Here is a 21,527-nt window from a genome sequence, read left to right on the forward strand (position 1 = left end):
CCGGGCTCAGCCGGGGTAGTCACCGGGCTTGGCGCCCGGATTGGCGTTCAACCATGACAGGTAGCGGTTGTAGGCGGCCAGGTCCGCGTCGTCGGAGACCTCGTCGACGGCGGTGGCGCGGGCCACCCGTACCGGCCGGCGGATCCCGGGTCGCGGCCGGTTCGTCTCCGGCGTACCGGCGGACGCTCCGGCCTCGTCGGCGCCGCGCGTCTCCCCGGTCGAGGCGTCCGGCGTGGTGTCGCCGGCCTCGGCGGTCGGCTCCTCCCGCAGCGTGTGGCGCACCTCGCGCCACCACACGAAGACCACGAAGCCCGCGAAGATCGGCCACTCCACGGCGTAGCCCCAACTGATGGCGTTGCCGGCGGCGGCCCGGCTGACCTGCCACCAGCCGAGGCCGAGGAAGGTGGTGACCAGCACGACCAGGGCCACGTGGCGGGCGATCCACGCCGGGGTCCAGAGCCGCTTCATGGCAACGAGGGTACCGGGAGCGGCTGCGCTCTCCGACGCGGTGTCGTAGTGGCGGCCCTGGTTTGGCCGCACCCCGCGTGGGCAACCGTACAGACGCCAGCCCAGCACGGACGAGGGGGCGCGAGATGACCGCATCAGGACGATCGGACGGGTTTCCCAGCGGAGGCACCGAGGTGAGCCCCGAGCAGCGGATCCCCGAGTGGGGCGAGGACCGGACGGCGACCGGTCCGCTCGACGGGGACCTGCCCGGCGTCGACCCGGCCGAGCTGAGCGAGGACGACCTGATCCGCGAGGTGCAGAGCCTGCACCGCACTCGCCTGGACACGTTGCGCCACGCCACCGACTCGGCGTTGGCCAACCACCTGCGGCGTACCGCCGAACTCGAGACCGAGTACCTCGCCCGGCACCCCGGGCGGGAGGTCGACCCGAGCCGGCTGCGGGACGCGTGATGGCGTACGCGGAACGCGGCGTGTCCGCACCCCCCGAGGTCGTCTTCAACACCGCGACCGACCCGGACCGGGTCGCCGCCTGGCTGCCCGAACCCCTGCGCACCGGCGACTCGTCCGACCAGGGCGACGGTGACCGGATGCGGGCCCGCTGGGCCGGCCACGACACAGATTGGTGGGCCGAGCTGCGGGTGGAGCCGGTCGACGCCGGTGGTGCCCGGGTCCGTCTGGACATCTCCGGCGGCGGTGCCGAGACCGACCGGCTCGCCGACGAGGCCCTCACCAAGCTGGCCCGCGAGGTGGACGACAACCTCCAGGCCGGCTGACCCGGCCGGACAGCGCACGACCGAGCCGCCCGGAGTCCGGGCGGCGATCTGGGCCGTCCCGGCCGGGACGGCGCACCCCCGCGTGAGACGAAGGAGGCCGGGTGAGCGAGCTGAAGCAGAAGGTGGCGCGGTTGCGTCAGGCGTACGCCCCGCACGAGCACCGCCCGCTGGGCGGGTACCTGGCGGCGATGGGCACCTACGCCGCGGTGACCGGTGCCATCGCCGGGCTGGTCAAGGCGACCGGCCGCCCGGTGCCCGAACGGCCCGCCACCTCCGACGTGGTGCTCCTGGCCATCGCCACCCACAAGCTCAGCCGGCTGTTGTCCAAGGACGCGGTCACCAGTCCGCTGCGGGCGCCGTTCACGCAGTACGACCGGCCGATCGGCAGCGGCGAGGTGATGGAGCAGGTACGCGACTCGGGCAGTTCCACCCGGCACGCCATCGGTGAGCTGCTGAGCTGCCCGTTCTGCCTGGCGGTCTGGGTGGCCACCGGATTCACCGGTGCGCTGGTGCTCACGCCGAGGCTGACCCGACTGGTGGCCACCGCCCTGACCGCGGTGACCGCGTCCGACTTCCTCCAGATGGCGTACGCGATGGCGCAGCGGGGGGCCGAGGGCGATCACCGGGAGTGACGTCCGTCGGTCAGGCCCGGTGTCCTCCAGCGGTCGGGACACCGGGCCTCTTTGGTGCGCGGGCGTCAGCGCCGCAGAACAGTCGTGTCAGCGCTGCATGCCGGACCAGCCGCGCGGCGACTCGGGTTCCCGTTCGTCCTCGTCGGCGCCGGTGATGATGTCCCGGTCCACGGCCGTGCGGTCGTGTTCGTTGGCGAAGTCCGGCTCGGGAAGGGTGTCGGTGCCCTCCGGGGGTTGGCCGAGCGCGGGCATCCGGTCGTCCTGGTCTTCCTCGGGCTGCGACATCACGTTCCTCTTCTCGTCTCCGGCGCCGGCCGGGTCGGCGCCGAACGTCACCCCGCCGTACCACCCAGCAGGTCGGACACCTCGTCGACCGCGTACTCGCCCTGGGGCAGCGCGTTGAGCCGGGAGAGCAACTGCGCCGGCAGTTCCGCGGCGACGGCCCGCCGGTAGATGTCCACCTGACTGATCCGCTCCTGACCGTGGTAGAGGTCGTCGAGCAGGTCGTCGAGCGGCCGGGTGTCCACCTCCTCCGTCTCCACCTCGTCGGGTACGGCGGCAGCCGTATCGGGCAGGTCGGTGACGGCCGGGTCGATGCCCGCGGTGTCGACCACGGGCACGTCGGCCAGGATGGCGTCGGGTAGCCGCGCCTCGGTCGTCGGTGCCGTGGGCGCCACGGGCGCCCCGGTCACGGGTACGTCATCGGTCACGCCCGCCACCTACCCCCACCCCACCCGGCCAAACTCCCACCGCACCTGCGGCGATCATGAGGTCGGCGGCGTTCTCGCTGGTCGCGCCGCCCGCCGACCTCTGATCGACGGAAGCAGGTCAGGCGGGGGTGGGCAGGGTCCGCGAGTGGTGGGCGCGGCGGGTACGCACGGCGGTGGCCAGCGCGTCGAGCACCTCGTCGGTGGTGTCCCAGCCGATGCAGGCGTCGGTCACCGACTGCCCGTAGGTCAGCTCGCGGGTCGGGTCCAGGTCCTGGCGACCGGGCTCCAGGAAGCTCTCCAGCATGATCCCGACGATGCCCTGCTGACCGGCGGCGATCTGCGCGGCCACGTCGGCGGCCACGATGGGCTGGTTGCGGTGGTCCTTGCCGCTGTTGGCGTGGCTGGCGTCGACCACCAGCCGCTCCGGCAGGCCGGCGGACCGCAGCAGCTCCAGCGCACCGGCCACCGACTCGGCGTCGTAGTTGGGCCGACCGCCACCGCCGCGCAGCACCAGGTGGCCGTCTGCGTTGCCCCGGGTGTGCATGATCGCCGGGGTGCCGGAGACGTCGATGCCGGGGAAGACGTGCGGTACGCCGGCCGCCCGGATCGCGTCCACCGCGGTGGAGATGCTGCCGTCGGGGCGGTTCTTCATGCCGATCGGCATGGACAGGCCGGAGGCGAGCTGGCGGTGCACCTGGCTCTCCACCGTGCGCGCCCCGATCGCGCCCCACGCCACCGTGTCGGCGATGTACTGCGGGGTGATCGGGTCGAGGAACTCGCAGCCCACCGGCAGCCCGAGGCGCAGCACGTCGAGCAGCAGCGCCCGGGCCAGCCGCAGGCCGGTGTTGACGTCACCGGAACCGTCCAGCCCCGGGTCGTTGATCAGGCCCTTCCAGCCCACCGTGGAGCGCGGCTTCTCGAAGTAGACCCGCATCACCACCAGCAGGTCGTCGGAGACCCGATCGGCCGCTTCGCGCAGCCGGTGTGCGTAGTCGAGGGCGGCGGCGGGGTCGTGCACCGAGCACGGCCCGACCACCACCAGCAGGCGGTCGTCGGCACGGTCGAGGACCTGCCCGACCGCGCGTCGCCCGGTCAGCACGGCCGAGGTGAGGCCGGCGTCCAGGGGCAACTCGTGCAGCAGCAGGGCCGGGGTGGTCAGCGGCACGACGCGGTCGATCCGCTGGTCGATGACCCGGTGGTTCTCCGGGGTCGTCACGGTGGGCATCCTTTCGCCGACCGCACCCGGGGCCGGTGCCCGGGTCGAGCCGGCTGCTCGTACGCGAAAGGGCAGGAACGAAAGCTCCTGCCCGGCCGGCTCGAATTCGGTGACGTCAGATCATGGTGAGGTCACCGGCCGAGCCGGCTGCCTAAACCATCGATACGACCGCGTCACGGCGGTAAGAGTACCTGACGGTGCGCGGATGCTCACCTTCTCGTCGCCGAAGCCTCGCCTCAGGTTCACCCCCGTCGATGGAGCGCTCGGTAGTTTCGGCGCGACCGACAGACGTCTCCCGGGGAGTTCCGATGGATCGTCGTACCGTTCTGCGTACCGCTGTCGCCGGTGGCGCCGCCGCCTTCTCCGGCGGCCTCTGGGCCGGCGCCGCCGTCGCCGCCCCTGCTCAACCCGGTGTCGGCCCCTACGGTCCGCTGCGCACCGCCGACGCCAACGGCATCATGCTGCCGACCGGATTCACCAGCCGGGTGATCGCCCGGTCCCGCCAGGCGGTGCCCGGCACGTCATACGTCTGGCACGACGCCCCCGACGGCGGCGCCTGTTTCACCGCCGGCACCGGCTGGATCTACGTCTCGAACTCTGAGATCACGCCCGGCGGCGGTGCCTCGGCGGTGCGGTTCCACGCCGACGGGAGCGTCGCGTCGGCGTACCGACTGCTCTCCGACACCAACCAGAACTGCGCCGGGGGCGCCACCGGGTGGGGCACCTGGCTCTCCTGCGAGGAGGTCAGCCGGGGGTACGTCTACGAGACGTACCCGCAGGGCGGCACCACGGCGGTGCGTCGGGCGGCGATGGGCCGCTTCACGCACGAGGCCGCCGCCTGCGACCCGGACCGGCGGGTGATCTATCTGACCGAGGACGAGACCGACGGCTGCTTCTACCGCTTCCGGCCGACGAACTGGGGCGACCTCTCCGCCGGCACACTTGAGGTGCTGGTCGCCGGCAGCGGCACCAGCGGCCCGGTCACCTGGGCCCGGGTGCCCGACCCGGCGGCGTCGAGCACGCTCACCCGTCGCCAGGTCTCCGGGGCCAAGAGCTTCAACGGCGGCGAGGGCTGCTGGTACGCCGACGGCACCTGCTGGTTCACCACCAAGGGCGACAACCGGGTCTGGGCGTACGACGCGGTGCGGCAGCGGATCGACCTGGCGTACGACGACTCGCTGGTCTCCGGCACCGCGCCGCTGACCGGGGTGGACAACATCACCGGCGCCCGGTCGGGCGATCTCTACGTCGCCGAGGACGGCGGCACCATGGAGATCTGCGTGATCACTCCGGACGAGGTGGTCGCGCCGTTCCTGCGGATCACCGGGCAGTCCTCCTCGGAGATCTGCGGGCCGGCCTTCTCGCCCGACGGCACCCGGTTCTATTTCTCCTCGCAGCGCGGCACCTCCGGTTCCTCCTCCGGCGGCATCACCTACGAGGTCCGTGGCCCGTTCCGCACCTGACGTGTAAGGAGGGGTCCCCTGCTATCGCCTCGTGCATAGCAGGGGACCCCTCCTTACATGCACGCGTGCGCGGGACGGGGTGGGGGTAAGGAAGCGGCATGACTGACGCGCAGAGCGACCAGGAGCGAATCGAGTCGCGGGCCCACCTGCTGCCGGAGGAGGCGGTGGTCGGCAGCGACGACCCCCAGGCCCAGGCCGACGCGATCCTGACCGAGTCGGACCTCCGCGAGGCCGACCGCAACGCCGCCCCGGACACCTTCCTGGAACGGCGCACCTCGGAGCAGACGGTGACCCCGATCGAGCCGCCGGACTGACCCTGCCGGGGCGCGGCCGCCCGCGACACGGGCGTGCCGCGTCCCATCCCCGCCGGAGCGCGGAGATCGGATAGCGTCGGGGCCATGCCCGACAGCGGTTATCCCTGGCCCATCTCGACGACCCGACTGGACAACGGCCTGCGCGTGGTGGTCAGCGAGGACCGCACCGCACCGGCGGTCGCGGTCAACCTCTGGTACGACGTCGGTTCGCGACACGAGCCGGCCGGTCAGACCGGTTTCGCACACCTCTTCGAGCACCTGATGTTCGAGGGCTCGGTGAACGTCGCGAAGACCGAGCACATGAAGTTGGTGCAGGGCGCGGGCGGCTCGCTCAACGCCACCACCAACCCGGACCGCACGAACTACTTCGAGACGGTCCCGGCCGAGCACCTCGAACTGGCGCTGTGGCTGGAAGCCGACCGGATGGGCGGCCTGGTGCCGGCGCTGACCCAGGAGACGCTGGACAACCAGCGGGACGTGGTCAAGAACGAGCGCCGCCAGCGCTACGAGAACGTGCCGTACGGCGACGCCTGGCTGCGGCTGCTGCCGCTGCTCTATCCGCCGGGCCATCCCTACCACCACGCCACGATCGGCTCGATGGCCGACCTGAACGCCGCCGACCTGGCCACCTTCCAGGCGTTCCACCGGACCTACTACGCACCGAACAACGCGGTGCTGACCGTGGTCGGTGACACGACCGTCGACGAGGTCACCGCACTGGCCGAGAAGTACTTCGGCGTCATCCCGCCCCGGCCGGAGATCCCGTCCGCACCGGACGGGCTGGTCGTGGCACGCAGCGGCGAGCCGGTGGCGGAGACGGTGGTCGCGGACGTTCCGGCGCCCCGGGTGTACGTGGCCCACCGCACGCACCCCTTCGGCACGCCCGGCTACGACGTGGTGACGGTGCTCGCCACCGTGCTCGGCAGCGGCCGGGGCAGCCGCCTCTATCAACGGCTCGCCGACGGTGAGCGGATCGCCCAGCCGGATCTGGTCGGGGCGTACGGGGTGGACCTGGCGCACGCGCCGGCACCCTTGATCGCCACCGCCACCGCCCGCCCCGGAGTGGACGCCGAACGGCTGGCCGTCGGGCTGGCCGAGGTGATCGACGAACTGGCCACCGTGCCGGTCACCGCCGCCGAGCTGGACCGCGCCAAGGCGCTGCTGACCACCGCGTGGTGGCGGCAGATGTCCACGGTGGACGGACGGGCCGACGCGTTGGGCCGGTACGCCACCCAGTTCGGTGACCCCCGCGTGCTCGCCGATCGGCTCCCGGGCTGGCTCGCGGTGACCGCCGAGCAGATCGCCGAGGTCGCCGCAGACGTACTCGCCCCTGCCGACCGGGCGACCCTGACCTACGTTCCGGAGGACAAGCCATGACGTTGATCGCCGATCGTCCGGGACCGGGTGCGGCCCGTCCGTACCGGTTCCCGCAGGTGGTGCGTCGGAGCGTGGCGGGCGGTCAGGTCGTCGCCGCGCACCTGCCCGGGCAGAACCTGGCCGTCGCGCTGCTGCTGCTCGACGCGGGCGCGGGCCGGGAGCCGGTGGGCAAGGAGGGGCTGGGCGGGGTACTCGCCAAGGCGCTGGAGGAGGGCACCAGCCAGCGGGACGCCACCGCGTACGCGTTGGCCATCGAGGCGCTCGGCACCGAGTTGGTGACCGGGCTGGACTGGGACACCTTCCAGGCCAGTGTGCAGGTGCCGGTGGACCGGCTGGGCGCGGCCGTGGAACTGCTCGCCGAGGCGGTGCGTACGCCGAGGCTGGACCCGGACGACGTACGGCGCGTCCGCGACGACGAGGCGACCGCGTTGCGGATGGACTGGGCGAACCCGGGTCCACGGGCCGACGCGGTACTGCGTGCCGACCTGTTCGGTGCGGACAGCCGGTGGGGCCGCCCGATGTACGGCGACCCGGATTCGGTGGCCGGGCTGGACGTGGAGGACGTCACGGTCTTCCACTCGGAGTGGTTCATCCGCCCGGGGACCCTGGTCGTCGCCGGGGACCTGGACCGGCTCGACCTGGATGCGCTGGCCGCGACGGCGTTCGCCGGCACCGGTGGCGGACCGGTGGACCGGGGCGCGCCGATCGAGGTGCCGCTGCGCGAAGGCCGCCGGGTGATCCTGGTCGACCGGCCCGGTTCGGTGCAGTCCACGCTGCGGCTCGGGCATCCGGCGCCGCATCGGGCCCACCCGGACCACGTGCCGATCGCGCTGGCCGGCACGGTGCTCGGTGGCGCCTTCACGTCCCGGCTGAACCACCTGATCCGCGAGGTACGCGGTTACACGTACGGCATCCGGGGCGATTTCGCCTCGTCGCGCCGGTTCGGCCGGTTCGGGGTCAGCTCCGGCGTGCAGACCGCCGTCACCGCGCCGGCTCTGGTGGACGCGGTCGGGGAGGTCGCGCGTACCCAGGCCGGCGGGGTGACCGAGGAGGAGCTGGCGGTGGCCCGCTCCTGGCGGGCCGGGCAGCTCTCGGTCGAGTTGCAGAGCCCCCGGGCGATCGCCGGTGCGCTCACCACGCTGGTGGTGCACGACCTGCCGGACGACTACCACGCCCGGCTGCGCGAGTCGCTGCTCGCCGCCGACGTGGCGGAGGTCTCGGCGGCGGCCGCCGCCCACCTGTTCCCGGAGTCGCTGACCCTGGTCGTGGAGGGCGACGCGGCGGTGATCCGGGACGAGATCGTGGCGGCCGGGCTGGGTGAGGTGATCGACGCCACGCGGTGATCGGGCGGTCGGAGGGTCCGGGCGGTGGGAAAGCGTTCCCGCCGCCACCGGCCCGCTGGGTAGCCTCGCGGGCATGAGGATCGGCATTGTGGGCGCGACCGGCCAGGTCGGCGGCGTCATGCGGCAGGTGTTGGCGGATCGGGAGTTCCCGGCGGAGCAGGTGCGGTTGTTCGCCTCCGCGCGGTCGGCGGGGCGGACGCTGCCGTGGCGCGGCGAGGAGGTCACGGTCGAGGACGCGACCACCGCCGACTACTCGGGGCTGGACATCGTGCTCTTCTCGGCGGGCAAGGGCACCGCCAAGGAGCTGGCGCCCCGGGTCGCCGCCGCCGGGGCCGTGGTCATCGACAACTCGTCGGCGTTCCGGATGGACCCGGAGGTGCCGCTGGTGGTGGCCGAGGTCAACCCGCACGCCGCCGCGAACCGCCCCAAGGGCATCATCGCCAACCCGAACTGCACCACGATGGCCGCGATGCCGGTGCTGCGTCCGCTGCACGCCGAGGCGGAGCTGGTCAGCCTGGTCGTGTCGACGTACCAGGCGGTGTCCGGTGCCGGGCTGTCCGGCGTGGCCGAGCTTGACGAGCAGGTCCGCAAGGTGGTCGAGACCGCCTCCGGTCTGACCTTCGACGGCGCGGCGGTGGAGTTCCCGGCCCCGCGCTCGTTCGCCCGGCCGATCGCGTTCAACGTGCTGCCGCTGGCCGGCTCGATCGTCGACGACGGCTCCGCCGAGACCGACGAGGAGCAGAAGCTGCGCAACGAGAGCCGCAAGATCCTGGAGATCCCCGAGCTGAAGGTCTCCGGCACCTGCGTCCGGGTGCCGGTGTTCACCGGGCACTCGCTCCAGATCAACGCGCGGTTCGCCCGGCCGATCAGCCCGCAGCGGGCCCACGAACTGCTCGCCGACGCCCCGGGCGTGGCGCTCTCCGACGTGCCGACCCCGTTGCAGGCGGCCGGGCAGGACCCGACGTACGTGGGCCGGATCCGCGCCGACGAGACGGTCCCGCACGGGCTGGCCCTGTTCTGCGCGAACGACAACCTGCGCAAGGGTGCCGCGCTCAACGCCGTGCAGCTCGCCGAACTGGTCGCCGCCCAGCGCTGAGCGTTACTGCCTGCGGTCGTGGGGTAGACACCGGGTTGCCCCACGACCGAGAGGGAGGCGCCATGACAACGGTCGGAGACTTCATGACGACCCGGTTGGTGACCATGGACGGCGACGCCACGCTCGCCGCGGCGGCGCAGGAGATGCGTGACTCCGCCATCGGGGACGTGGTGGTGTGCGACGGCGACAACGTGGTCGGCATCGTGACGGACCGGGACATCACGGTTCGGGGTGTCGCGCAGGACATGGACCCGAACACCACCCGACTCGACCAGATCACCTCGAAGGACGTGATCACGGTCAGTCAGTACGACGACGCCGTGGCCGCCGCCGACCTGATGCGGACGTACGCCGTACGGCGGCTGCCGGTGATCGAGGACGGCCGGCTGATCGGTCTGGTCTCCATGGGTGACCTGGCCGTGGAGCGGGAGCCGCAGTCGGTGCTGGCCGACATCAGCGCCGACGACCCGAACAACTGACCTCCGCCGCGCGACGCCGGCTCCCGTCTCGGGGGCCGGCGTCGAGGCTGTTCACCCGCCTTGCCCGCAAGCTGCGCCGGCCCACCTCGCCCGCCCCGGCTCACCCGATCCGGGCGAGGTTGACGCCGCCGAGCGTGGGGACCCGCCTTTCGGAGCACAGCGACCGGGAGGAGTGCGGCGATGTCGGACGCGACCACACGGTTCTTCGAAGACCTCGACCACCGGGGGTACGAGCCCCTGCTGGCGAAGTCGTCGGGCGCCCTGCGCTTCGATCTGCACGAGGGACCCCGGACCAGCCACTGGCTGCTGCGCATCGACCGGGGGAACATGACGGTCTCCCGGGAGGACCTGGCGGCCGACACCGTGGTCGGGACCAGCCCAGAGCTGTTCGAGGACCTGGTGACCGGCCGGGAGAACGGGCTGGCGGCGCTGCTGCGCGGGGACATCACGGTGTCCGGTGACGCGCGTCTGGTGATCCAGGTGGATCGGCTCTTTCCCGGGCCGCCGCAGGCGCAGGGGCCGCGTCGGTACCGGAAGGGGGTCCGCTGATGGCTCCCGGCCACACCGTACGGATCCTCGACGGCAGCACCTTCGTGGTCTGCGAGGCGACCGGCGACATCGAGGCGACACCGACCGAGCCGACCGGGTTGTTCTCCTTCGACACCCGCTACCTGTCCAAGTGGGTGCTCACCGTCAACGGTGAGCGGTTGAACTCGCTCTCCTACGACGACCTCCAGTACTTCGAGTCGCGCTTCTTCCTGGTGCCCGGCCTGGCCACGCACTACGTGGACGCGAAGCTGTCGATCATCCGCGAGCGTGCCGTCGGGGGCAGCTTCCGGGAGAACATCACCATCCTCAACCACGACGAGAAGGCCGTGGACCTCCAGGTGCGGATGGACGCGGCGTGCGACTTCGCCGACCTGTTCGAGGTCAAGGACGAGATCCTGAACAAGAAGGGCGAGACGTACGCCGAGGTGGAGTCGGACCGGCTGCGCATCGGCTACCGGCGCGGCAACTTCCGGCGGGAGACCGTCATCTCCTCCTCCGAGCCGACCCGGTACGACCGCAACGGCTTCTCGTACACGGTCCACCTGGAGCCGAACGAGCAGTGGCAGACCACCATCGACGTGCAGACGCTGGCGCTCGGCCCGGACCACCGGGATCTGCGGATCGGATTGCAGGTGCACGGCACGGAGCGGCTCGCCCTCCAGCACGACCTGGAGGAGTGGATCGCCAAGGCGCCGAAGGTGAACAGCGAGCACGGCCGGGTCGCGGCGACGTACCGGCGGTGCATCGTGGACCTGGCGGCACTGCGATTCGCGCCGCTCTCGCTCGGCGGACAGACGCTGCCGGCCGCCGGTCTGCCCTGGTTCATGACCATGTTCGGCCGGGACAGCATCCTGACCTGTCTGCAGACGCTGCCGTTCACGCCCGAGTTGAGCGCGACCACGCTGCGGATCCTCGGCGCTCTCCAGGGCACCCGGTGTGACGACTTCCGGGAGGAGGACCCGGGCCGGATCCTGCACGAGATGCGGTACGGCGAGAGCGCTGCGTTCGAGGAGCAGCCGCACTCGCCGTACTACGGCTCGGTGGACGCCACGCCGCTGTTCGTGGTGCTGCTCGACGAGTACGAGCGGTGGAGCGGGGACGCGGCGCTGGTCAAGGAGTTGGAGCAGGAGTGCCGCCGGGCGTTCCGATGGATGGACGAGTACGCCGACCTGGTCGGTAACGGCTACATCTGGTACGAGCGCCGCAACACCGACACCGGCCTGGAGAACCAGTGCTGGAAGGACTCCTGGGACTCCATCTCGTACGCCGACGGCAGTCTGCCGCCGTTCCCCCGGGCCACCTGCGAGGTGCAGGGGTACGCGTACGACGCGAAGATGCGTGGTGCCCGGCTGGCCCGCGAGTTCTGGGACGATCCGGGGTTCGCCGACCAGTTGGAGCGCGAGGCAGCGGCGCTCAAGGAGCGGTTCAACCGGGACTGGTGGGTCGACGACGGCGGCTACTACGCGTTGGCGTTGGACCCGGACGGGCGGCAGTGCGACGTGCTCACCTCGAACATCGGTCACCTGCTGTGGAGCGGGATCGTCGACGAGGACCGGGCCGAGCAGGTCGCCCACCACCTGGTCGGGCCGCGACTCTTCTCCGGCTGGGGAGTACGCACGCTGGCCGAGGGCGAGGTGCGGTACAACCCCATCGGCTACCACAACGGCACGGTCTGGCCGTTCGACACCTCGTTCTGCGCGTGGGGCCTGCGCCGGTACGGCTTCGCCGAGGAGGCGGCCGTCATCGCCAACGGCATCCTGGACGCCGCCCGCTACTTCGACGGGCGGCTGCCCGAGGCGTTCGGCGGCTACCAGCGGGAGCAGACGAAGTTCCCGGTGGAGTACCCGACGGCGTGCAGCCCGCAGGCGTGGTCGACGGGCGCCCCGCTGTTGCTGCTGCGCACCATGTTGGGGCTGGAGCCGCACGAGGGTCACCTGGCGGTCGAGCCACGGCTGCCGGTGGGCATGGGCCGGATCGAGGTGCTGGACATTCCGGGCCGCTGGGGTCGGGTGGACGCCTTCGCCCGAGGCCGGCTGGACCTGCACAAACTCGCCGACTGACGGGGCCGCGCCATGTCCTACCGGTGCGTAACCTACCAACGGTAAAGTTGCCGAATGCCGGAACTCGTGTACCCACCCGTGATCGCCGCCTGCAAGACGATGTTCCGTGTACTCGACCTGAAGCTGGCCGTGGAGGGGGCACACCACGTGCCCCGCACCGGTGGCGTGGTGCTGGCCAGCAACCACGTCAGCTACCTGGACTTCATCTTCTGCGGGTTGGGGGCGCTGGAGTCCCGGCGACTGGTCCGGTTCATGGCCAAGGACGCGGTGTTCCGGCACCGGGTGTCCGGCCCGCTGATGCGCGGGATGCGGCACATCCCGGTGGACCGGCAGGCGGGTGCCGAGTCGTACGCCGCCGCCGTGCGCGCCTTGCGGGCCGGCGAGGCGGTCGGTGTCTTCCCGGAGGCCACCGTGAGCCGGTCCCTGACCGTCAAGGCGCTCAAGAGTGGGACCGCCCGGATGGCCCGCGACGCCGACGTGCCGGTGCTGCCGGTGGCGCTCTGGGGCAGCCAGCGCCTCTGGACCAAGGGCCGGCCACGCACGCTGACCCGCCGGCACACCCCGATCACCATCGAAGTCGGCGAGCCGATGCTGCCCGGCGCGTACCCGGACACCGCCGCGATGACCGCCGACCTGGCGGCCCGGCTCCGCGCGATGGTGGACCGGGCCCAGCGCGAGTATCCGGACCGGCCGGCCGGACCGGAGGACCGCTGGTGGCTGCCGGCCCACCTGGACGGCACCGCGCCGACCCCGGAGGAGGCCGCCGCGCTGGACGCCGCCGACCGGGAGGCCCGCAAACCCTGACCCGCCGAGGATCAGGCCGAAAGGCTCACCGCTGCCCGGAGGCCGCGTCGTACGGCATCGGGTCGGCGTGCCGGGGCCGGTAGTAGTCGTCCCGGGAGTGGAACTCGACGGGCAGGGAACCGGGCAGCACCACCCGCGCCGGGCCGGCCAGCAGCGTACTGCGGGCGACCCGGGCCAGCGCGTCTCGCTCCGGCGGTGACAGGTCCACCAGTTCCGGTCGGGTGAGCCGGAACACCGCCACCGCGCGGCGGATCTGCCGAGCCAGCTCGCCCACCTCGGCGCGCTGCCCGATCAGGCCGAGCGCCGGCTGCCGGATGGTCCGCAACGCGTCGCAGACCACCAGCAGCCGCATCGCGTCGTCGTCGGTGCCCGGCAACCACTCCAACCGGGACGGCCACTGCCAGCGGATCTGCCCGCTGACCAGACCCGGGGTCTGGCCGCCTGGGCCGGAACGGGAGCCGACCAGGGACAGGTGCGAACGCGTACCGACGTAGACCATCCGGAAGTCGGTGACGGTGAGCGTGACCGGGGCGGGCAGCGTCCACGTCCGGGAGGCGTCCGACGGGCCCAGCAGGTAACCCGCCACGTTCAGCCGGTGGCGGCCGAGCACCTGCTCGCCGGGCTCCGGCACCAGCTCGTGCCGCCGGTCCAGGACCGGGCCGGCGTCGTCGTGCACCGCGTCGAAGCGATGCGGGGCGATGAAGAACGGGGACGCATCATCGTGCATCGGGACGGAACCTCCGGTGCGGGCGGTGGCATCTGATCACGAGCCTCGCCCAATCCGACACACCCTGTCATGACGCCCGTTAGGGGGTCGGCCAATCGGTCGACGCATGCGACCGATAGATGCCTATTTCCTCTGGTCGGACTAGTCCGTCCTCGATCGCCCGGGCGAGCAGTGCCGCCTTGGTGGCCGCCGGCCGTCCGGCCCGGGTGTACTTGATCCGCGCCCGGTCGACGTACTGCTTGACGGTGTGTTCGCTGATCCGCATCCGGCGGGCCACCGACGCCTTGGACATCGACTGGAACCACAGCAGCAGCGCCTCGCGCTCCTTGTCGGAGAGGACCGGCCGGTCCGGTCGGGGGTCACCGACCATCGCACCGGCCAACGACGGGGCAACGTACGGGCGGTCGCTCGCCGCGTCCAGCACCGTCGCCACGCAGTGCTCCCGCCCCTCGTGCTTGGCGAGGAACGCCACCGCCCCGGCGTCCAGCGCGGCGAGCATGGTGCGCGGGTCGGAGTGTTCGGAATAGACCACCACCCGCCGGCCGGCGGCACAGAGCTCGGCGAGCTTGTCCAGCACCAGCCGACCGTGCAGGCGCAGGTCCAGCAGGACCACGTCGGCGTCGGGCGCGGCGCGCAACACCTGGTCGGGGTCGTCGCCGGTGGCGAGTACGGTCAGTCGCGGCTCGGTGGACAGCCAGGCGCGGACCCCGTCGATGACCACCGGATGATCGTCCACGATGGCCACTCCTACGGGGCGTTGTGGCGTCAACGGCGCCACCGCGTCTGCGTCCATCTGATCTCCCCGTCCCGTTCGTGTACCTGCTCGACCTGCGCGTCGCTCTCCTCCGGCGGCGGCCCGGTGGCCTCCGGGCCGCCCCGGTCCGGTGTGACCAGGCTGACCACCACCTCGTCGGGACCGGCGACGACTGTCATCCGGGCCCACTGGTGTGCCTCGGCGAGGACGGCGATGAGCGGATCGGCCAGGCTCCGGCGGACCTGCACCGGCAACGGTGGCGGTGCACCAATTGTGACCAGGTCGATGGGCAGCCCGTTACGCTCCGCCAGGTCGGCGGCGGCACGGAGTTCGTGGAACAGCGGGTGCGGCACGTCGTCGGACTCGGCGATCAACCGGCGCAACTGTCCGGCGGCCCGTACGCAGCGGCGCTGCACCTCCGGGTCGGCCGGGTCGGCCCGGCCCTGCGCCAGCTCGGTCAGCACCTCGCTGGCCGCCGCACCGGCCAGCGCCAGCCGCTCCCGTCGCTCGCGCCGGGCGTGCTCGGCGGCCTCCCGCTCGGCCATCATCGCGTTCGTGGTCGCGACCGTGGCGGCCCGCTCGCGGGAGAGCAGAGACAGGGCCACCGCGCCGACGAAGACCGCTGCCGGCAGCGAGGAGGTGCCGTACAGGGCCATCGTGGAGCGGGCCAGGTCCGCCGCGCCGGTTGCGCCGTACAGCGCGACGGCGGACATCGCGATCGCCGCGTGCGCCACCAGCAGGACGAGCAGCCAGCGCACCCGCTGCCCCCAGAGCACCACCAGGAAGAACCAGGCGAGCGTGCCCCAGACCCAGTTGGCGGGACTGAACAACTGCGCCCGACCGGCCGCGGCGAAGACCACCACGTCCACCGCCAGCAGCAGCCCGGCCGTCGGCGCCGCCGGCAGCGGGCGGTCGTGCAGCAGGCGCACGCCGGCGACCACCCCGACCGCCGTCACCAGCAGCCAGCCGCCGAGCACCACCTGCGGCACCGCCAGCTCGGACCAGGCGGAGAGCACCGCCGGCAGCCCGATCACCAGGTGCCAGACCAGCGCGATGGTCACCGCGACGACCCGGGCTCCCCGGTCGGAGATGCGCGCCACCGCAGCCGCCGCCCGGCCGGCGTCGACACCGTCGACCACCCCGGTGGTACGCGCCACCGGCCGCACCACCGCCCCGGGTGCCGTCCCCGCCTCAGCCGACATCCGACCACTCCAACCGGATCCGGGTGCCGCGACCGGGGGCGGAGTCCACCTCGGACCGCCCGCCGATCGCGGCCATCCGGCCGTGGATCGACTCGCGCAGGCCGTACCGGTGCGCCGGGACGGTGGCCGGGTCGAAGCCGGGACCGTCGTCGACCACCTCGACCGCGACGGTGCCGGTGATGCGCCGCAGCCGCACGGTGGTGGCGGCGCCGGGCGCGTGCCGGAGCACGTTGGTCAGCGCGGCGTGGGTGCTCTCCGCGAGCGCCTCGGCGACCGGTGCCGGTGCCGGGCACGGCGGCAGGTCGGCGTTGACCGGCAGGCCGGGCAGCCGGGCGAAGACCGCCCGCAGCCGTTCGTCCACCCGGGCCGTGCCGCCCACCGGCACCGACCGGGCTTCCGCAAGGGCGGCGAGGGTACGCAGGTCGCTGTCGCACCGCTCGCGCAGCGCCGGCGACGGACCGGGCACCGCGCCCTGTCCCACCATGGTCAACGTCGCCAGGACGGTGTCGTGCAGGTCGCGGTTCTGCTGCCGTTCCGACTCCCGGGCGGTACGCGCGAGGAACGCCTCCCGGGTGGCCTTCTGACTCGTCACGAACTCGGCGTCGGCGCGGGCCATCCGGCGACGCATCACCGCGGTCATCATCGCCGTGCAGGCGACCTGTGCCAGCAGTGTCGCGGCGTGGGCGCTGGCCTCGACGGGGTCCCCGGTCGCGTATGCGCCGGTCGCGTAGCTCGCGGTGACCAGCAGGCCGGCGGCGATCGACCAGCGTGCCGGGGCGGTCGCCTGGGCGTTGATGACCGTGGTGCTGGCCAGGACCGCGATCCAGCTCGCCTCGCCGGGCAGCACCTCCGGCGCGACCAGGACCGGCATCGCCAGGCACGCGGCGGTGGTCAGGGCCACGTCCCCGGTGACCACGGCGGGGCCGATGCCGTGCCGGAAGGCGCGCAGCGAATACCAGCCGGCCCAGGCGGTCAGCACCGCCACGGCCGGGATCAACAACTCCACCCGGACCGGAGGGGTACGGACGGAGAGCGCCACCACCGCGACGAAAAGGCCGCAGGAGAGTCGTAGCAACGCCGGTAACCGGGTGAAGATCAGCGTGAACGCACCGGTGGCCGGGCGCTCCACCGAAGCGGTTGGCGTGATCGAAGCGGTGTGGGCCGACATCGGGGGAGGGCGTCCTTTGCGACAATCGACCCGATCCGGGTCCGCGCTGCGGAGATCGACGCCGGAGAATAGCATGTGACGGCGACCTAGGTGACCGAGCGTGTCGAGACTGTCGCCGCCGCGTGGGCGGCCCGTTACCTCGACCGGCGAGCCGTGGTCCGGATCGCCTGACTCCCTACCGTAGTCGGGCGATGGCCCGTGGCAGAAATGCGAATGATTCCCGCGTTTTCTTCCTCCGCCGCATTGTGCGTGGCGCGATTCGCGCGTGTCGAGAATTCGCTCATGTTACATTGATAAACATCTCTATTTCGGGAGGTGGCATGAAAATCCGACTCACGGTCGGGGCCGTACTCACCGCCGGGCTGGTCGCCGGTGCCGTCGGTGTCGGTGGTCTCGCCGGCGCGGTACCCGCCGTCGAACGCCCGTCCGCCGTCGCCGCCGGAGCCCCCGGGCTGCTCGCCGTCGGCGACTTCGACTTCACCCGCCCGGAAACGGTCGCCACCGGGCTCCAGGTGCCGTGGGGCATGGACTTCCTGCCCGACGGCAGCGCCCTGGTCGCCCAACGTCCCACCGGCCAGGTGGTCCGGGTCCGTCCCGGCCAGCAGCCCGTACCCGTCGTCACGATCTCCGGGGTGACCGCGACCAGCGAGGGTGGTCTGCTCGGCCTCGCCGTCTCGCCGACCTACGCACAGGACGGCTGGATCTACGTCTACTTCACCACCGCGACCGACAACCGCATCTCCCGGTTCCGACTCACCGCCGTGCAGGACCAGCAACCGATCCTCACCGGGCTGACCCGGGCGTCGATCCACAACGGAGGCCGGATCGCCTTCGGGCCGGACGGCATGCTCTATGTCGGAGTGGGAGACGCCGGACAGACCGCCACGGCCCAGAACCCGCAGAGCCGCAACGGCAAGATCCTGCGTATCCGGCCGGACGGCACCGTCCCGTCGGACAACCCGACGGCCGGGTCACCCGTCTACAGCCTCGGCCACCGCCACGTGCAGGGTCTTGCCTGGGACGCCCAAGGCCGACTATATGCCAGCGAGTTCGGTCAGAACACCTGGGACGAGGTCAACCTGATCGTCGCGGGCGGCAACTACGGCTGGCCCACGGTCGAGGGCCGGGCCAACGACCCCCGGTTCCGTGACCCCCTGCTCGTCTGGACCCCGGCCGAGGCGTCACCGAGCGGCGTCACCATCGCCGGGAACCGGCTCTTCGTGGCGGGCCTGCGCGGCACCCGGCTGTGGAACGTGCCGCTGAACGGCTCCGGCGGCGTCGGCACCCCCACCGCCGAACTGCTCGGCGCCTACGGACGCCTGCGCACCGTCGAGTACGGCCCCGACGGCTGGCTCTGGGTCACCACCAGCAACCGCGACGGCCGGGGCACCCCGGCGTCCACCGACGACCGGGTGCTGCGCTTCCCGCCCCGCGACGGCACCACGCCGCCCCCCACCACGCCCCCTCCGACGACGCCGCCGCCCACCACGCCGCCCCCCACGACCGGCCCGGCCGCCTGCACGGTGAGCTGGACGGCCAACCAGTGGAGCAACGGCTTCACCGCCGACGTACGCGTCACCAACCGTGGGTCGGCCCTGAGCAGTTGGACGCTGACCTGGTCGTTCCCCGGTAACCAGCAGGTCACCAACGCCTGGAACGCCCAGGTGACCCAGTCCGGCCGGACCGTGACCGCGCGCAACGTGTCCTGGAACGGCAGCCTGCCGACCAACGGCACGGCCACCTTCGGCCTCCAGGCGACCTACTCCGGCACCAACGACCGCCCCGGCGACTTCCGCCTCAACAACACGTCCTGCCAGATCGGCTGAGTCCCGCCGGCAGCACGTCCTGCCGGCTCGGCTGAGTCCCGCCGGCAGCACGTCCTGCCAGATCGGCTGAGTCCCGCCGGCAGCACGTCCTGCCGGCTCGGCTGAGTCCCGCCGGCAGCACGTCCTGCCGGCTCGGCTGAGTCCCGCCGGCAGCACGTCCTGCCGGCTCGGCTGATCCCCGCCGGCAGCACGTCCTGCCGGCTCGGCTGATCCCCGCCCGCGTCCCCGGGCGAACGGCGCCCCGACGCCACCCCGGGCAGCCCACCCGTCCACGGTGGGCTGCCCGGGCCCGTTCGTGTTGCCCGGGGGCCGTTCGATGGTGTGCACATGTCCGCACACCCCACGCGGCTCATCATGATCCGCACAACTTCATGGATACTGCTGCCTCAGGCGCCCTCGGAGACAGCAATATCGCTGAAGTTGCGCGGATCTTGCCCCGCCTACGCGCAAGCACACCGCCCACACGCTGACGCTCGCGTTGATCAAGAAGTTTTGGTCTCGGAGAGGCAGGTCTGAGGGCGCAAACTCCTTGGTCAACTCCATAGCCCAGCCCGCAGGGGGTGCGTCGCCCGCACGGGGACGGTCTGTTGGGGAGTGCCGCCCTGACTGGGGAGGGGCCGGGGCGTCGGATCGTCTGCCCGGCCCTGCGTCTGCCCGGCCCTGCGCCTGCCCGGCCCTGCGCCTGCCCGGCCCTGCGTCCGCCCCTGTCAGCTCGGCACCTGCCGGCAACTCTGTGCCTGTCCAGCTCTGTGCCTGCACTCGTTCAGTTCATGGCTAGCGGATCGGGGACGGTCGGCCCCGGTGTAGGGCGGTGGGTAGTTCTGTTGTCGTCGGAGCGACAACAGAACTACCCACCCTCACCGGGATCACAAGCACACCACCGCCCCGGCACTCGCCCGACAGGTTCGGAATATTGATCAAGAAGTTTGGGTCGCAAAGGAAGAGGACGGACGGCGCGAACTCCTTGGTCAACTCTGGTGGGTTCGGTCCGTCGGGTGGGCGTCGGCCGTCCGGGGGTGGTGTCGGTTTCGTACAAGACCGGTGGGGGTGGGGGCGATAGCGTCCCTGGTGTGGCGCGGGGTGATGGACCTTCGGGCCGAGGTGCAGGGTACGAGGACCGAAGCGGAGACTGTGGTGACGCGCGAACTTGTGTGGACCGGATTCATCTCGATCGACGGGATCGTCGACTCGCCTGGCGGGACTGTCGAAGGGCACCCCGCTGGGGGATGGGTGTTCCGGACGGCGTTCGACCCCGAGGCGTACTCGCTCAAGGGTGAGGAACTCGCGGAGACCGGCGCGCTGATGTTCGGACGCCGCAGCTACGAGGCGTTCGCACCGATCTGGCCGCAGTCCGAGGACCACGCGGCCTACCGCGAGTTGCCGAAGTACGTGGTGTCGTCGACGCTCGGTGCGGACGCGCTGGTCGGCGACTGGGGTGACCAGCACATCCTGCGGTCCACGGACGACGTCGCCGCGCTCAAGGAGACCGAGGGCGGGGCGATCTTCGTTCACGGCAGCGCGGAACTCGCGCGCAGGCTGGCCGAGGCGGGCCTGGTCGACCGGTACAACCTCCTGGTCTTTCCGGTCTTGCTCGGCGACGGCAAGAGCGTGTTCCCCCGGCGCGAGCAGCGGGAGCAGCGGCTGGCGCTGCGCGAGTCCGCCGCCTACGGCAACGGTGTGCTCAAGGCCGTCTACGACGTCGTCCGCTAGGGTCCGGCGGTCCGTGGACGCCGTCCGAGTGGCGCGCACGGTGCGGGGGCCGGGGTCAGTACCTGCCGGCCATCGTCACCCGGGAGATCCTGAAGAAAGGGTTGCACCCTTCGATCACCGACGCGCGCCACCGGGCGCCGAGACGCGACCTGGCTCGGGCAATGCGATCGCGCCGCCGGCACCGCTGCGGAGCTGACCGGCGGTACGCCCCACGTACCGTCGCAACGCCCGCGCGAGGTGCGGCTCGTCGTAGTAGCCGAGCCGGTCCACGACGGTGCTGACCTGCGCGCCCGCCGACAGCAGCTCCGCGGCGGCCCGGACGCGTCCGATCTGCGCGACGGTGCCCCGGGTGAGGCCGGTGGCGGCCCGGAACCGTCGCTCCACGGTCCGACTCGCGGTGGCCGGCAGCCGCCCGGCCACCGCCTCCTGCACCAGCGGGTCCCGGACGATGACGCCGCTGCGGACGAGCCGCGCCACCAGGGCCTCGGCGTCGTCGTCGACACGCGGCGTGTGCCAGCGTTCGCCGTCGAGCCAGAACCGCCCGGAGGTGGTGTCGGGCAGTGCGATCCCCGAGTTCAGCAGCGTCGACGTGGGTGCCGCCCGCAGCACGGTGCCGACCGCGAACTGGACACCGACGAATCGGGCGTCCTGCGGTACGGGTGCCGAGTCGGTGCGGTCCTCCGGGCCGACGACCGCCGCGAACGGCGTACCCCCGGACTGCCAGAACACCAGCCCCCAGGTCTCGCTGGCGACGGAGGTCATCTGCGAGACCTGGGTGCTGTGACCGGTCCACACCGAGGAGATCCACGGTGAGTCCGAGGAACGCGACGTGTTCACCAGTCCCACGGCGGCAACCC

23 protein-coding genes and 1 pseudogene are annotated in these 21,527 nt (G+C 72.1%); 15 read left to right on the plus strand and 9 right to left on the minus strand.

Going from position 1 to position 21,527, the window contains the following annotated elements; genetic code table 11:
- Window positions 1-6: 6 nt before the first annotated feature.
- Window positions 7-468, minus strand: a complete 462-nt coding sequence (locus tag ACIBO1_RS28455; protein ID WP_396751746.1) for a hypothetical protein — start codon at window positions 466-468, stop codon at window positions 7-9.
- A 125-nt stretch (window positions 469-593) separates the two neighbouring features.
- Between ACIBO1_RS28455 and ACIBO1_RS28460 the strand changes: the two genes are divergently transcribed.
- From ACIBO1_RS28460 to ACIBO1_RS28470, 3 genes are all read left to right on the plus strand, one after another.
- On the plus strand, window positions 594-917 hold the full coding sequence (locus tag ACIBO1_RS28460; protein ID WP_396751748.1) for a DUF6158 family protein: 324 nt from the start codon (window positions 594-596) through the stop codon (window positions 915-917).
- On the plus strand, window positions 917-1,240 hold the full coding sequence (locus ACIBO1_RS28465; protein WP_396751750.1) for a hypothetical protein: 324 nt from the start codon (window positions 917-919) through the stop codon (window positions 1,238-1,240). Before ACIBO1_RS28460 ends, ACIBO1_RS28465 begins: the two co-directional genes overlap by 1 nt.
- 101 nt (window positions 1,241-1,341) lie before the next feature.
- On the plus strand, window positions 1,342-1,872 hold the full coding sequence (locus tag ACIBO1_RS28470) for a DUF1360 domain-containing protein (protein WP_350692312.1): 531 nt from the start codon (window positions 1,342-1,344) through the stop codon (window positions 1,870-1,872).
- A gap of 87 nt (window positions 1,873-1,959) precedes the next feature.
- On the opposite strand, the gene ACIBO1_RS28475 is transcribed toward ACIBO1_RS28470, so the two are convergent.
- The 3 genes from ACIBO1_RS28475 to ACIBO1_RS28485 all read right to left on the minus strand — a co-directional run bounded on the left by ACIBO1_RS28475 (window position 1,960) and on the right by ACIBO1_RS28485 (window position 3,807).
- Window positions 1,960-2,157 carry a hypothetical protein gene (locus tag ACIBO1_RS28475; RefSeq protein ID WP_396691025.1) on the minus strand — a complete coding sequence of 66 codons (198 nt, stop codon included), beginning with the start codon at window positions 2,155-2,157 and terminating at the stop codon, window positions 1,960-1,962.
- A 47-nt stretch (window positions 2,158-2,204) separates the two neighbouring features.
- Entirely contained in the window at window positions 2,205-2,468 is a 264-nt protein-coding gene (locus ACIBO1_RS28480; protein ID WP_396751823.1) for a hypothetical protein, read from the minus strand.
- A gap of 232 nt (window positions 2,469-2,700) precedes the next feature.
- The gene (locus ACIBO1_RS28485) at window positions 2,701-3,807 is read right to left on the minus strand and encodes a 3-deoxy-7-phosphoheptulonate synthase (protein ID WP_396751752.1); all 1,107 of its coding nucleotides are present in this window, start codon (window positions 3,805-3,807) and stop codon (window positions 2,701-2,703) included.
- A 299-nt stretch (window positions 3,808-4,106) separates the two neighbouring features.
- On the opposite strand from ACIBO1_RS28485, the gene ACIBO1_RS28490 reads away from it, so the two are divergent.
- From ACIBO1_RS28490 to ACIBO1_RS28530, 9 genes are all read left to right on the plus strand, one after another.
- Window positions 4,107-5,261, plus strand: coding sequence for an alkaline phosphatase PhoX (locus ACIBO1_RS28490; RefSeq protein WP_396751755.1), 1,155 nt, complete (start codon window positions 4,107-4,109; stop codon window positions 5,259-5,261).
- A 98-nt stretch (window positions 5,262-5,359) separates the two neighbouring features.
- Complete coding sequence (locus ACIBO1_RS28495) at window positions 5,360-5,575, plus strand: hypothetical protein (protein ID WP_396751757.1); 216 nt, start codon at window positions 5,360-5,362, stop codon at window positions 5,573-5,575.
- A gap of 84 nt (window positions 5,576-5,659) precedes the next feature.
- Complete coding sequence (locus ACIBO1_RS28500; RefSeq protein WP_396751760.1) at window positions 5,660-6,952, plus strand: M16 family metallopeptidase; 1,293 nt, start codon at window positions 5,660-5,662, stop codon at window positions 6,950-6,952.
- Window positions 6,949-8,295, plus strand: coding sequence for a M16 family metallopeptidase (locus ACIBO1_RS28505; protein ID WP_396751762.1), 1,347 nt, complete (start codon window positions 6,949-6,951; stop codon window positions 8,293-8,295). Before ACIBO1_RS28500 ends, ACIBO1_RS28505 begins: the two co-directional genes overlap by 4 nt.
- A 73-nt stretch (window positions 8,296-8,368) precedes the next feature.
- A complete protein-coding gene (locus ACIBO1_RS28510) occupies window positions 8,369-9,391 on the plus strand; it encodes an aspartate-semialdehyde dehydrogenase (protein WP_396751765.1) in 1,023 nt (340 codons plus the stop codon).
- Window positions 9,392-9,453: 62 nt separating this feature from the next.
- Entirely contained in the window at window positions 9,454-9,870 is a 417-nt protein-coding gene (locus tag ACIBO1_RS28515; RefSeq protein WP_396751767.1) for a CBS domain-containing protein, read from the plus strand.
- Between the two features lie 180 nt (window positions 9,871-10,050).
- Window positions 10,051-10,419 carry an SCP2 sterol-binding domain-containing protein gene (locus ACIBO1_RS28520; RefSeq protein WP_396751769.1) on the plus strand — a complete coding sequence of 123 codons (369 nt, stop codon included), beginning with the start codon at window positions 10,051-10,053 and terminating at the stop codon, window positions 10,417-10,419.
- Window positions 10,419-12,479: a glycogen debranching N-terminal domain-containing protein gene (locus ACIBO1_RS28525; RefSeq protein WP_396751771.1), complete on the plus strand. Its 2,061-nt coding sequence runs from the start codon at window positions 10,419-10,421 to the stop codon at window positions 12,477-12,479. Before ACIBO1_RS28520 ends, ACIBO1_RS28525 begins: the two co-directional genes overlap by 1 nt.
- Window positions 12,480-12,533: 54 nt before the next feature.
- On the plus strand, window positions 12,534-13,283 hold the full coding sequence (locus ACIBO1_RS28530; protein ID WP_396751773.1) for a lysophospholipid acyltransferase family protein: 750 nt from the start codon (window positions 12,534-12,536) through the stop codon (window positions 13,281-13,283).
- 25 nt (window positions 13,284-13,308) lie between these two features.
- Here the strand turns inward: ACIBO1_RS28530 and ACIBO1_RS28535 are convergent, their stop codons facing one another.
- The 4 genes from ACIBO1_RS28535 to ACIBO1_RS28550 form a co-directional block, all read right to left on the minus strand.
- On the minus strand, window positions 13,309-14,010 hold the full coding sequence (locus tag ACIBO1_RS28535; protein WP_396751775.1) for a hypothetical protein: 702 nt from the start codon (window positions 14,008-14,010) through the stop codon (window positions 13,309-13,311).
- A 79-nt stretch (window positions 14,011-14,089) separates the two neighbouring features.
- On the minus strand, window positions 14,090-14,803 hold the full coding sequence (locus tag ACIBO1_RS28540) for a response regulator (RefSeq protein ID WP_396751777.1): 714 nt from the start codon (window positions 14,801-14,803) through the stop codon (window positions 14,090-14,092).
- Entirely contained in the window at window positions 14,776-15,966 is a 1,191-nt protein-coding gene (locus ACIBO1_RS28545) for a hypothetical protein (protein WP_396751779.1), read from the minus strand. The genes ACIBO1_RS28540 and ACIBO1_RS28545 overlap by 28 nt, the downstream gene beginning before the upstream one ends.
- Window positions 15,956-17,134, minus strand: coding sequence for a sensor histidine kinase (locus ACIBO1_RS28550; RefSeq protein ID WP_396751781.1), 1,179 nt, complete (start codon window positions 17,132-17,134; stop codon window positions 15,956-15,958). Before ACIBO1_RS28550 ends, ACIBO1_RS28545 begins: the two co-directional genes overlap by 11 nt.
- Before the next feature lie 320 nt (window positions 17,135-17,454).
- On the opposite strand from ACIBO1_RS28550, the pseudogene ACIBO1_RS28555 reads away from it, so the two are divergent.
- From ACIBO1_RS28555 to ACIBO1_RS28565, 3 genes and pseudogenes are all read left to right on the plus strand, one after another.
- Window positions 17,455-18,573: pseudogene (locus ACIBO1_RS28555) on the plus strand (PQQ-dependent sugar dehydrogenase); the annotation flags it as partial.
- 84 nt (window positions 18,574-18,657) lie between these two features.
- Window positions 18,658-18,960 (plus strand): cellulose binding domain-containing protein, encoded by a 303-nt coding sequence (locus tag ACIBO1_RS28560; RefSeq protein ID WP_396751825.1) that lies wholly within the window; start codon window positions 18,658-18,660, stop codon window positions 18,958-18,960.
- Window positions 18,961-20,094: 1,134 nt separating this feature from the next.
- Window positions 20,095-20,670, plus strand: a complete 576-nt coding sequence (locus ACIBO1_RS28565; protein ID WP_396751783.1) for a dihydrofolate reductase family protein — start codon at window positions 20,095-20,097, stop codon at window positions 20,668-20,670.
- Window positions 20,671-20,784: 114 nt separating this feature from the next.
- On the opposite strand, the gene ACIBO1_RS28570 is transcribed toward ACIBO1_RS28565, so the two are convergent.
- Window positions 20,785-21,516, minus strand: coding sequence for a helix-turn-helix domain-containing protein (locus ACIBO1_RS28570; RefSeq protein ID WP_396751785.1), 732 nt, complete (start codon window positions 21,514-21,516; stop codon window positions 20,785-20,787).
- Window positions 21,517-21,527: the final 11 nt, after the last annotated feature.

Origin of the sequence: Micromonospora sp. NPDC049903 (assembly GCF_044460945.1) — a bacterium.
Classification (GTDB): domain Bacteria; phylum Actinomycetota; class Actinomycetes; order Mycobacteriales; family Micromonosporaceae; genus Micromonospora.